Origin of the sequence: Pseudoalteromonas sp. 31A1 (genome assembly GCF_011378815.1) — a bacterium.
Lineage (GTDB): Bacteria > Pseudomonadota > Gammaproteobacteria > Enterobacterales > Alteromonadaceae > Pseudoalteromonas > Pseudoalteromonas arctica.
The window spans coordinates 94,798-107,401 of record NZ_WTKY01000006.1 but is presented as its reverse complement, the minus strand read 5'-3'; the positions used below and the strand labels follow the sequence as shown (position 1 = coordinate 107,401).

The window sequence follows — 12,604 nt, the reverse complement described above, 5'->3', positions numbered from 1 at the left end:
AAAATAAACGAGAACTTACAAAAACAAACAACTATGCCCTTTCTTTTATAAATAGATTAAATTTAACTCCTCAGGCTTAAGTTAATATTAGATGTTTCGCAATTGAAACCATCCAGCATAGCAATCATGCTCTAGCCCTAGTTAAACCAATGACGTGTTTTGTTAGCAAAATACACTAAGCTTAGCATTACAGGGACTTCAACTAACACACCTACTACGGTTGCAAGTGCAGCACCAGAGTGTAAACCAAACAATGAAATAGCCACTGCAACTGCTAACTCAAAAAAATTAGATGTTGCGATCATGCACGCTGGCGCAGCTATATTGTGCTCTAGCTTCATTTTTTTTGCGGCAAAATAAGCAATAGCAAAAATACCATAGGTTTGAATCAGTAGCGGAATAGCTATAAGTACAATCGCTTCGGGGTTGGCTAAGATAGTTTGTGACTGAAAACCAAATAATAAAGCGACTGTCGCTAATAAACCCACAATAGAATAGGGCTTCATAATGCTCAAAAACTGATTGAGTCGAGAATGATCCCCGGCTTTATCTAGCTTTTTACGCGTAACCGCCCCTAAAATTAACGGTATAAGTACATATAACACCACAGATAAAAATAACGTATCCCATGGTACTGTTATATCGGTTACACCCAGCAATAAACCTGCTATGGGTGCAAATGCAAATATCATAATAATATCGTTAATAGATACCTGCACTAGCGTATAGTTAGCGTCGCCTTTAGTCAGTTGGCTCCAAATAAAAACCATAGCCGTACATGGCGCAACACCTAGTAAAATCATGCCTGCAATATATTCAGTTGCAGTTTTTGGGTCGACCCAGTCTGCAAATATACCCTTAAAAAATAGCCAACCTAAAAACGCCATTGTAAATGGTTTAATAAGCCAATTAAGTACAACGGTTAGTAATAGTCCTTTTGGTTTTTTACCTACGTCTTTAATAGATGAAAAATCAATTTGAACCATCATTGGGTAAATCATTAGCCAAATAAGTACCGCTATTACTATATTTACATGCGCATATTCAAAGCCTGCTATGAGTATAAATAGCTCTGGTATTATTGAGCCTGTAAAAATACCAACAGCGATTGCTAAGGCTACCCAAACAGAAAGATACCGCTCAAATAATCCCATTTATCTCCCCTAAATAGAGCGTTGATTAACGCGTTGGCTAAGATCTTCTGCAGATTCCACTCGTTCAGAATAGCGATCTACAAAGTAATCTTTTTGATCTCGCAATAATAAAGTGAATTTAATCAGCTCTTCCATAACATCAACAATCCGATTGTAGAGCGCAGAGGGTTTCATCCGTCCATTTTCTTCAAACTCTAAGTGCGCTTGTGGCACTGACGACTGATTAGGTATTGTTACCATGCGCATCCAACGCCCTAATACTCGTAGTTGGTTCACCACATTGAATGATTGCGAACCGCCACTAACTTGCAACACAGCTAATGTTTTACCTTGCGTTGGCCTTACACCTCCTAGGTTAAGAGGGATCCAATCAATTTGATTTTTGAATATACTCGTCATTGAGCCATGACGTTCTGGTGAGCACCATACCTGCCCTTCTGACCAAAGCATTAAATCTCGCAACTCTTGTACTTTAGGGTGTGATTCATCTTCACTATCGGTTTGAGGTAAACCTTCAGGGTTAAAAATTTTAACCTCAGCACCAAAATGCGTTAATAAACGAGCGCTCTCCTCTATAACTAACTTGCTATAAGAACGCGCTCTTAATGAGCCATATAACAATAAAATTTTAGGTTTATGCTCAGAAAAACTAACGTTAAAATTTGATGTGAGTGGAACAACACTGTGTGCTTTATTTGTATTTAGTAACCCATTAACTTCTGACATTGATAACTCAACCTTTGGTAAAAATAAGTATATGGAAAATCGTATATATGAAATTTCACACATAAAGACCTATGAGTCAAACTCTATTTTATAAAATTTACTTTTAAGTTATTTAAAATTAGCTCAAGACAATGGGAGGTATTATGGTAGATATTTGATATAGTTAATTTTAATGGCTCAACTATTTACTCAAGCAGAGGATTATAGTTTCACATAATTTTTGCGCTTTAATTGGTTTTGCAACATGGGCATTCATGCCAATGGATAAGTATCGTGTAATATCATCTTTCATAACGTTAGCTGTTAAGGCGATTATTGGGATGTTTGCGATAGTTTCGTCATTATCACTACGAATAATTTGACTCGCCTCAACACCATCCATTATAGGCATATGAATATCCATCAAAATAATATCAAACGCTTCCGATTTTACTATTTGAATACATTCCAATCCATTGTCGACCAAATGAATTTGGGCACCAGCATTTTCAAGTATATTTGTAACGATTATTCTGTTGATCGAGTTATCTTCCACAACTAATATTTTGATACCCGCCAGTGACTTTTCACTGACGATATTGGCTACAGGTGCTTTATTTATAGAGCCCACCACTTTACGTTCAATCGCCTCATACAAAACACTCGTATATACAGGTTTATGCAAAATAGTTTGTATACTGACTTTCTTGCCTGCATCATTAATTAAACTTTCATCACTCATTGTAAGTACGATAATCTTGCTATAAAGCTGGGGGCTAATACTATGAATACGTATTAAAAAGGTTTCGCAACTCATCGCTGGCATTGCCCAGTCAACAATAATGGCTTTAAATTTTTCTTTATTCTGCTCAATAATATCAATAGCTTGTTTAGCAGATTGACAGGCCGTACATACCAGCCCCATAGCCGTTAGCTGATTTTCAATTACCTTAAGATCATCTTCATTATCATCTACAATTAATACCTCAAACGGATCAGTAAAAGTTAGGTCGGGAGTGTTATCAATCAACGCTTGGTTATTCAATTTCACCTTAATCGAAGCTATAAATTCACTACCTACACCTTGAGTACTTTTTACCGTTATATCCCCACCCATCGATTGGCATAAACGCTTACTTATAGTTAAACCTAAACCTGTGCCGCCAAACTTCCTGGTTGTAGAGCTGTCAGCTTGAGTAAAAGATTCAAATAAATCGGTAAGGCTTTGCTCAGCAATCCCAATACCGGAATCCTTAACAATGAAATACAAACAAACGCTCTTAGGATCAGCTAACGATCTTTTTGATTCTATTAATACAGATACAAAGCCGTGTGTAGTAAATTTAATTGCGTTAGAGCATAAATTTAGCAGTACTTGGTTTATTCGAACTACATCACCTATTAAATCAAGTTTAACCTCTTTACCAATGACAATATCAAATGTAATCCCTTTGCTTTGAGCTAGCTCATCAAAAGTTGCTTTTATGTAGTCAACAACCGAATTTACAGAAAAAGGAAATTCCTCAAGGTTAATATTTCCAGACTCAATTTTTGAAAAGTCTAAAATATCGTTAATTACAATGAGCAGCTGGTCAGAAGAATATTTTATTTTATCTAAATACTGTTTTTGTTCTGGTGGTAAATTGCTGTCTAATAAAATATTAGTAAGTCCAATAACACCATTCATTGGAGTTCTAATTTCATGGCTCATATTAGCTAAAAAGTCTGATTTTATTGACGCTGAATGTTCAGCTTCATTTTTTGCAATTAACAACTCTTCCGTTCGCTGCTCAACTCTATATTCTAATTTAAGTTTTTCGCTATCAAGTTCCTTTAATAATTGAACCCGCTTACTATTTAAAAGTAGTACAAAAGCTAAAAAACCACTCAATATTGTGATTACTGCAATTGCGCTATAAATAAGCATTTTATTTTGTTCGAAATATGAAGGTTGATTATTAATAATAATGGAATGTTCAGGAAGGTTTTGGGGGGCTATCTCAAACTTTTTTAATTGTTTAAAATCATAATAGTAAGTACTTAACTGATCGCTATCTACCGGTTCTAAATATTTATTATTATCAAAAAAAACTATTGATTCGGCAACTCGAGCGCCTATTTTTTCACCAGATAGCAAATATCCTCCAACAATCCCCGAACCTAACAGTGAATGCCAATAACTAAAAATAGGAACAGAGCTGTTACTTGTTAGTCGCTCCACAAATTGAAATGGGCTAAGTACCGTATCGTTATAACGTCTAAAAATCGGCGTAAATAGTATTATTGAATCAGCAGGCGCATTATTTACTTTATTTATTAACTCATCGGCAGGTAAATCAAACCATTTTTCTAGCGTTAAATGCGAAAAGTCTCTATTAATAATCGGCATAAGATGTTGGTAAAAATTAGACCCTATACCACTTTTTCTATCCAGGATAACAATTAACTTTTTAGGGTTTGTTAAGTTAACAGCGTTTATCACCCCTTGCTTATAATTTAGTTTGGGTCGAATAATAATTCCATTTTCATTTTTTGGTACTTTAAACTTACCACCCGGTGTTAGGTATATTATTGGAATCCCTGTAAATAAGGTGTCAAATTCAGATAATAATGAGGCAGCAGGAACGCCTCGACTAATAATTATATCTATTCTTTTATCGTAATATTTCTGTTGTAAATAAGCCTTCATCAATCGCTTTTGTCGCATTTCATTGAATCGACCAACGTCCATATTTTCAATAAAAAGATCAAAACCGGCATTGCGCTCTAATAATTCAGAACGTAATCCCCTCTCGACACTTTGCTGCCATGGAGAATCTTGGTTTAGAGAGTTTATAAGTAAAACTTGGGTTGTATTTTTTGAAGAGATTTTTTTTTGAATTATTTTTTTTGAAGCAATTGTATCTGAAATATTTGTTTGCGATATAAGCGCTTGTACATTAAGGCTCAGTAGCTGAAAAAAAAGAAATACAGTCGCTAAATAGGTTTTCATATTTCTCATAGATTCGTTCAAAAAAAGTCTGTAGAGGATAGATTGCAATCATTTATATATCAACTAATACAAGCCTCATAAAAACAAAAAGCCCCGTATGAACGGGGCTTTTCTATAATAAATCTTTACACTGTAAAAGTTAGAAAACTAGAACGGGATATCGTCGTCAAAATCAATGGTTGGTTCCATTGGGTTTGATGCGCCACCTTGCGGAGCACTTTGTGGTTTAGGAGCGAAACCACCTTGCTGTTGTGGTGCACTTTTTTGCTGTGGTGCATAACCACCTTGCGGCTGATATTGATTACTTTGCTGCTGTGGTGCTGGAGCCGGTTTTGGTTGTGCTGCTGGTGCGGCTTGTTGCTGCGGATTATAGCCACTTTGCTGTGCAGCTTGGCCTTGGTTATTTTGACCGTAACCACCGCTTTGTTGACCACCTTGCGGCTGATTACCTTGGTAACCACCACCTTGTTGTCCACCTTGCGGCTGATTACCTTGGTAACCACCACTTTGCTGATCGCCACCACGTGCGCCTAACATTTGCATTTGACCAGTAAAGCCATCTACAACTATTTCTGTAGTGTATTTTTCTTGGCCTTGTTGATCGGTCCACTTACGTGTTTGAAGTTTACCTTCAACATAAATTTGTGAACCTTTACGACAATATTCACCAACAATTTCAGCTAATTTGCCAAAGAACACAACACGATGCCACTCAGTTTTATCAACCATTTGGCCAGTGTTTTTATCTTTATAGCTATCCGAAGTTGCTAAGGTAATATTTGCTACACCATTGCCGTTAGGCATATAACGAACTTCAGGATCTTGCCCTAAATTACCAACCAAAATTACTTTGTTCACACCGCGTGCCATGGAACCATCTCCTATAAATGTTAGATTAAACCAGCTACTTTACGTGCTTGGTCTAGGTCAAATTCTTTATCATTAATCTTTAAATAGCTGCGACTTTCATCGCGAACCACAGTTGCTTCTATTACGCCTGGTAAAGCAACTAACTGAGAAGCAAGTGTTTGAGCATGCTCTTCAGAATCTAATTTGGTCATTAAACTAATAACTTTACTTTTGGGTGGGACTTGCATTTTCCACGCAATAATAAGCCATATTAACCCAACAAGTGCTGCTGCCGCAAACACAGCTTGTGTCGTTGTTGTTTGTGCTACATAGCCACCTAACATACCGCCTAAAAAGGCGCCTAAAAACTGGCTAGATGAGTAGCCACCCATTGCTGAACCTTTTTGGCTTGCAGGTGCTATTCGCGATACAAGCGCAGGCATAGTGGCTTCTAAAAAGTTAAACGCCACAAAATAAAGCAGCATACACACAGCAATGCCTACTACACTATTAACCCATACCGACATTGCTAGCATACTAATAGTTAACAAGGCTACCGAGCCAATAAATGCTTGTTTTTCTTTCTCTTTTTTAATGGCCACAATCATTATTGGTACCATTAATAAAAATGCTAAAAATAGCACTGGAATATATAAATACCAGTGATGGTCGGCAACTAAGCCATCTTTAATTAATTGACTCGGCAGTACGACAAATATTGTGGTTAGCGTTAAGTGTAATAGCAATACACCTGCATTTAATCGTGCTAACTGAGGGTGCTTAATTAGTTTTTTAATGTCGCTAAAGCTTGCTAATGTATCGCCTTTGGGCGCTTTATTTACCGCATTTGGCACTAGCATAGTCACTATAAATATACCAAAAACAGCTAAAATAGCAGTCAACCAAAATACACCCGCAATACCCCACGAAGCTGCAACAATTGGCCCAAGTAGCATAGCAAAGGCAAAGCTCATTCCTATGCTCATACCAATAACGGCCATTACCTTTGGTCGTTGCTCATCGCGGCTTAAATCTGAAGCAAACGCGAGTAGTGCACTGGCTATTGCGCCCATACCTTGTAGAGCGCGGCCTACGGTAACCATTTGAATAGAGTCAGCTAATGCAGCAACTACAGAGCCAATAGCAAATACGACTAAGCCACCAACAATAACCTTTTTACGACCAATTTTATCGGATAATCGACCCATAGGTATTTGCAATACGGCTTGCGTTAAACCATACGCACCAATGGCAAAACCAATCCAAATAGGCGAAAAACCTTCAAGCGATTGTCCATAAATAGCCAATACAGGCATCAGCATAAACAAGCCGAGCATTCTAAATGCAAACACACTCGCCAGCGATACTGCGGCGCGTTTTTCTCGTGAATTAAGTGAAGATGCGGTCATTATCTGCGTGATCTTACTCTATGAAAAATTGAGGTTGGGATTCTACCATAAGCTTGGCAATAATTAATCGCCTATAAGTAAGGATTTTTCATTGATCAAGGATTAATATTGCTTCGTATTATGCGATACTGAGTAAATAATTTTGGTAATAAACGAGATAGCATGGAAAACATTGAAGTCCGAGGCGCCCGTACGCATAATTTAAAAGACATCAGCCTAACCATCCCACGTGATAAATTAATAGTTATTACTGGTCTATCTGGTTCGGGGAAGTCATCACTTGCATTTGATACACTTTATGCAGAAGGACAACGCCGGTATGTTGAATCACTTTCTGCGTATGCAAGACAATTTTTATCGCTTATGGAAAAGCCTGATGTAGATCACATCGAAGGCCTCTCTCCTGCAATTTCTATTGAGCAAAAATCAACGTCTCATAATCCACGATCAACTGTGGGTACTATTACCGAAATTTACGATTATTTACGACTTATGTTTGCCCGCGTTGGCGAACCACGATGCCCTACACATGATTTACCACTTGCTGCGCAAACCGTTAGTCAAATGGTAGATACTGTTTTGGCACTGCCTGAAGGCAGTAAATTAATGCTGCTTGCGCCTATAGTAAAAGAGCGTAAAGGTGAGCATGTTAAGTTATTAGAGCAGCTATCAAGCCAAGGTTATATTCGCGCCCGTATAGACGGTGAAGTATGTGACTTGTCTGATCCACCAACACTTGAGCTCCATAAAAAACATACAATAGAAGTTGTTGTAGACAGATTTAAAGTAAAAGATGGCTTACAGCAACGCTTAGCGGAATCGTTCGAAACTGCACTTGAAATGTCTAATGGCGTTGCACATGTAGCATACATGGATGATAGCAGCGCTGAAGAAATTCTCTTCTCAGCAAACTTTGCCTGCCCTACTTGTGGCTATGCAATGACTGAGCTAGAACCGCGTTTGTTTTCGTTTAATAACCCTGCTGGTGCGTGCCAAACCTGTGATGGTTTAGGTATACGTCAATATTTTGATCCTAATCGCGTAGTGCATAACCCAGAGTTAAGCCTTGCTGGCGGTGCAATTAAAGGCTGGGATAAACGCAGCTTTTATTACTATCAAATGCTACAAGCCGTTGCTGAGCATTATAGTTTTGATTTAGATGTGCCTTATCAAGATTTAGACAGCGACTCGAAAAAAATTATTTTAGATGGCTCTGGTAGCACTAAAATTGCGTTTAATTACCGTAACGACCGTGGCGATTTAATTACGCGTAATCATGAGTTTGAAGGCGTTTTAAATAACATGAATCGCCGCTACCGCGAAACTGAGTCAAACTCAGTACGCGAAGAGCTTGCTAAATACCAAACAAGCCAAGCATGTCCTAGCTGTAATGGCTCGCGTTTACGCGAAGAATCTCGAAATGTATTTATTGGAAAAACCAACTTACCTGCAATCACGTGCATGAGTATTGGTGAAGCTATGGAGTTTTTTGAAGGGTTAACGCTAACCGGACAAAAAGGCCAAATAGCTGAAAAAATACTAAAAGAAATTCGCGACCGTTTATCGTTTTTAATTAACGTTGGCCTAAATTACTTATCACTTGAGCGCAGCGCCGACACACTATCAGGTGGTGAAGCTCAGCGTATTCGCTTAGCGAGCCAAATTGGTGCAGGCCTTGTAGGTGTAATGTACGTACTAGATGAGCCATCTATTGGGCTGCATCAACGCGATAACGACCGTTTATTACAAACATTGGTACATTTACGCGACTTAGGTAACACCGTTATTGTGGTAGAGCACGATGAAGATGCTATTCGTGCCGCTGACCATATTATTGATATTGGCCCAGGCGCGGGTGTTCATGGTGGGCATATTATTGCTCAAGGAACACGCGACGATATTTTAGCAAGCAAAGAGTCTGTTACGGGCCAGTTTTTATCAGGCGTACGTAGAATAGAAATACCAAAAGAACGTCACCCAACGAACGACAAATGGCTAGAGCTATTTGGCGCAACGGGTAATAATCTTAAAAATGTGGATTTAAAAATCCCATTTGGTTTAATGACCTGTGTGACAGGTGTATCGGGCTCAGGTAAATCAACGCTAATAAACGACACCTTGTTTAAACTTGCTCATACAGAGCTAAATGGCGCAACCACTGCCGAAGCGGCACCGTATAAATCAATTAGTGGTTTAGATCATTTTGATAAAGTGATCGATATTGATCAAAGCCCGATTGGTCGTACTCCGCGTTCAAATCCGGCAACCTACACAGGTATATTTACCGGCATTCGTGAGTTATTTGCAGGTACACAAGAAGCGCGCTCACGTGGCTACAAAGTAGGTCGCTTTAGCTTTAACGTTAAAGGCGGACGCTGTGAAGCTTGCCAAGGTGACGGCTTAATTAAAGTTGAAATGCACTTTTTACCTGATGTGTATGTACCGTGTGATGTATGTAAGAGTAAACGCTATAACCGCGAAACCCTCGAAGTACAATACAAAGGTAAAAACATACACCAAGTGCTTGAGATGACTGTTGAAGACGCTCACGATTACTTTGATAAAATACCGGCTATTGCGCGTAAGCTTAAAACGCTGATGGACGTTGGTTTGTCGTACGTGCGTTTAGGTCAAGCCGCTACTACTCTCTCTGGTGGTGAGGCGCAACGTGTAAAATTAGCACGCGAGCTATCAAAGCGTGATACTGGTAAAACGCTCTACATATTAGATGAGCCAACAACAGGCTTACACTTTGCTGATATTGAACAGCTGCTTGTTGTACTTCATCGCTTGCGCGATCACGGTAATACTATTGTTGTTATTGAGCATAACCTCGATGTTATTAAAACAGCAGACTGGGTTATCGATTTAGGACCTGAAGGCGGTGCTGGCGGTGGTGAAATACTTATTGCCGGCACACCAGAAGAAGTAGCTGAGTGTGAGCGTTCACATACTGGGCATTACTTAAAACCATTGCTTTAATATAGATTATAAAAAACACCAGGCAATTAAACTGCTTGGTGTTTTTTATGCATAATGCTCTACTTTTAGCTGCATTATAATTTTGTTATTCATCCCAACTAATTTGCACTATTTGCATGTCTTTATATTTAGATCCCGTAAACAATATTTCATTGTTTTCGTTCACTTCAAAACCAATAGGTCGAAAGTCCACGTGTATATCTTGTATGGTTTGATCGTGTAAATTTAGTCTAGCGACTCTAGAAATAGAATCTGAATAATAGAAATAGTCTTTGCTAACTCCATATGCAACTGACTTTTTGGCATTTTTAGGTAATTCCCAGCTTTGCCTATCTGAAAGGCGAATTAATTGATTATCATTGGTTACGTATCCGTTACCTTTACTATCTGAAATGAGTTTATTAGCTTTTATTCCTTCTATCACGCGTGTATCGCGAGTTAGTAAATTAAATTCTGCCAATATATTTTTTGAACCAAGTCGCTTAATATAAATAATGCTTTCGTTATTTTTTGACCAAATATAGCTTACTATTTTATGCTTATTAAATTCTTCAAATGGATAAAATTTTTGAGCGTTTACGTCATAAAGTGAAAAACCTTTATTTTTCATGAATATCATGCGTTGCTTATTAGGAGAGGCTCTTAGACCTCCTAATACAAAAGTTGATGAGCCATCATCGTAATTAAAAAAGCTAAGTTGCTTTGTAAGACCATTTTGAGAGAGCCACAATTGACTGCTGCCAGAACGCTCTGATACAAAAATATGTGCTGTCCCTTCCTTATTAATTATTTCAGCAATGTTGTACTCGTCTTTATCACTTTTATAAAGTGCTTCATACTCAGGATTATCACCAAAAGGGTCTGTAGCTTTAATAAGCGAGTATGCCTGTGTCATATTTTCCGAGTAAAATAGGCTGTTATCAGAGTGAACCGCTATATAATAAGGTGAAATTGCTGGGGTAATCGTTAGTGTGCGTTTAATAATATTATTTTCATCAAACACAATAGTTGAAAGCTCAGAGTCTTCAAAAACAATCACGCCTTTATCGTCTGCAAGCCAGTCAAACGCGAAGCTAATTATGCTTTTCTTTGCTTTAAATAACCGCTTGGTTTCATGGGTCTCAAAATTGTAGCTAAATACAGAAAAAGGCTTACCCTTTTGACTAAGTACATATGCTATTTTACTACCAGAATGAGATAAACGAGGCATGATTACGCCATACATGACGCCTGGTGGTGGAATCACTATGAATTCTTTCTTAAGTTCTAAATCATATTTATATAAACCTGAACCCTCATGCTCATTTTTATATTCGGTGTAATAAATATGCTCACCACTTTCGTCTACTTGCGCATAACCAGTGTATCTAAGGTCACACTTTTTAATTAAAGTAGCCTCTCCTATAACAGGAAACTGGCTTAAATCAACGAGTACCATTTCACACTTTTGCTGCTTTAAGTTGGTAGCTTGTAACAACACAGAGCGCTGATTTAACTGCCACGATAAAATGGATACTTGAAAGCCAGGATAGGTAATTTCAACTTCCCTTTGATCAGATAGTCGCTTTACAAATGCATGCATTACGTCATTTTCAGGTTCAACATTTGTATAAGCTAAATATTGTTTATCTGAGGACATCTCAGGGTGAACCTCACTGCCTATATTCCACGTGCTTGCTACCTTATTAACCGTGATCTGTTTAATCTTTTCACTAGAAGGTGTATTAATAAAAAACAACCCAAACCATACTAAAAAGCACAGGCAAATAATGGCGAATAAAGAATAAATCAAAAACTTTTTACTATTCGTTCTTTGAACTGGTTGCGAAATAGTTGCAGTAGCTATCTCTTCATTTTTGGCAGAAATACCCGGTGAGTCAGGCAAAATGTTTGCAGGCTCTTTCGAAACGTTTGCTTGCGTTAAACGCTCAGGTATTACCGTTAGGCTATATCCTTTACGGTAATGTGTTTTTAAAAGCGGCGCTTTTTCAATTGGGTGGGCAAGCTGCTTTCTTAACTCTGAGATTGCACGGTTAATCGCATTATCGTCAACAAAGCTTTGTTGCCACACACTCTCAATAAGCTCTTGGCGGGAAACGATTTGTTGAGGCTTATCTATAAAGTGGAGTAATAACTTTACTAAAAGTGGATCTAATTCCCTTTCTAAATGGTTTGAAGTAATCACACAGCGATTACTAATAAATTGCCAAGGTCCGATTTGATAATTCATAGTCTTTACGTATTTTTATTTTTATAAACCGTATCACATCTACACTTTATTTTATAGAAAAAGCATTTTAAACCTTATATTAGCATTATAAGGTTTAAAGCTAACATACTAAATTTAAACAATTATTTAGCTTTAAAAACCTTATCTATTAATTGCTCATAACTAGATAAGCGACTCTTAATAAATTCAGCGATATTCTTTAAACCGTCATCAACAAGCAGCTTAGTAAAAAATCATTTGTGATTCTAAATTGGCTGCAATCAAAAATATAAAAGGTTTAATT

Annotated in this window: 7 protein-coding genes; 1 reads left to right on the top strand and 6 read right to left on the bottom strand. The window is 37.7% G+C overall.

The features are described 5' to 3' along the window. Positions 1 to 137: 137 nt before the first annotated feature. From arsB to GQR52_RS08325, 5 genes are all read right to left on the bottom strand, one after another. Positions 138 to 1,154, bottom strand: a complete 1,017-nt coding sequence (gene arsB / locus GQR52_RS08345) for an ACR3 family arsenite efflux transporter (RefSeq protein ID WP_165728121.1) — start codon at positions 1,152 to 1,154, stop codon at positions 138 to 140. A gap of 9 nt (positions 1,155 to 1,163) precedes the next feature. Continuing rightward, the gene (gene arsH, locus GQR52_RS08340) at positions 1,164 to 1,880 is read right to left on the bottom strand and encodes an arsenical resistance protein ArsH (RefSeq protein ID WP_165728120.1); all 717 of its coding nucleotides are present in this window, start codon (positions 1,878 to 1,880) and stop codon (positions 1,164 to 1,166) included. A gap of 181 nt (positions 1,881 to 2,061) precedes the next feature. Beyond that, entirely contained in the window at positions 2,062 to 4,851 is a 2,790-nt protein-coding gene (locus tag GQR52_RS20520) for a response regulator (RefSeq protein WP_231611839.1), read from the bottom strand. A 147-nt stretch (positions 4,852 to 4,998) separates the two neighbouring features. Next, positions 4,999 to 5,721 (bottom strand): single-stranded DNA-binding protein, encoded by a 723-nt coding sequence (gene ssb, locus GQR52_RS08330; RefSeq protein ID WP_007586300.1) that lies wholly within the window; start codon positions 5,719 to 5,721, stop codon positions 4,999 to 5,001. Positions 5,722 to 5,741: 20 nt separating this feature from the next. Next, the gene (locus tag GQR52_RS08325; protein WP_010553785.1) at positions 5,742 to 7,109 is read right to left on the bottom strand and encodes an MFS transporter; all 1,368 of its coding nucleotides are present in this window, start codon (positions 7,107 to 7,109) and stop codon (positions 5,742 to 5,744) included. 162 nt (positions 7,110 to 7,271) lie between these two features. On the opposite strand from GQR52_RS08325, the gene uvrA reads away from it, so the two are divergent. Then, positions 7,272 to 10,091: an excinuclease ABC subunit UvrA gene (gene uvrA, locus GQR52_RS08320; protein WP_165728119.1), complete on the top strand. Its 2,820-nt coding sequence runs from the start codon at positions 7,272 to 7,274 to the stop codon at positions 10,089 to 10,091. An 85-nt stretch (positions 10,092 to 10,176) separates the two neighbouring features. Here the strand turns inward: uvrA and GQR52_RS08315 are convergent, their stop codons facing one another. Continuing rightward, positions 10,177 to 12,321, bottom strand: a complete 2,145-nt coding sequence (locus tag GQR52_RS08315; RefSeq protein WP_165728118.1) for a winged helix family transcriptional regulator — start codon at positions 12,319 to 12,321, stop codon at positions 10,177 to 10,179. Between the last annotated feature and the right edge of the window lie 283 nt (positions 12,322 to 12,604).

Excerpts from the sequence above, each read along its gene's own strand:
- arsB (WP_165728121.1), bottom strand. The coding sequence starts at position 1,154 with ATGGGATTATTTGAGCGGTATCTTTCTGTTTGGGTAGCCTTAGCAATC.
- arsH (WP_165728120.1), bottom strand. The coding sequence starts at position 1,880 with ATGTCAGAAGTTAATGGGTTACTAAATACAAATAAAGCACACAGTGTT.
- GQR52_RS20520 (WP_231611839.1), bottom strand. The coding sequence starts at position 4,851 with ATGAAAACCTATTTAGCGACTGTATTTCTTTTTTTTCAGCTACTGAGC.
- ssb (WP_007586300.1), bottom strand. The coding sequence starts at position 5,721 with ATGGCACGCGGTGTGAACAAAGTAATTTTGGTTGGTAATTTAGGGCAA.
- GQR52_RS08325 (WP_010553785.1), bottom strand. The coding sequence starts at position 7,109 with ATGACCGCATCTTCACTTAATTCACGAGAAAAACGCGCCGCAGTATCG.
- uvrA (WP_165728119.1), top strand. The coding sequence starts at position 7,272 with ATGGAAAACATTGAAGTCCGAGGCGCCCGTACGCATAATTTAAAAGAC.
- GQR52_RS08315 (WP_165728118.1), bottom strand. The coding sequence starts at position 12,321 with ATGAATTATCAAATCGGACCTTGGCAATTTATTAGTAATCGCTGTGTG.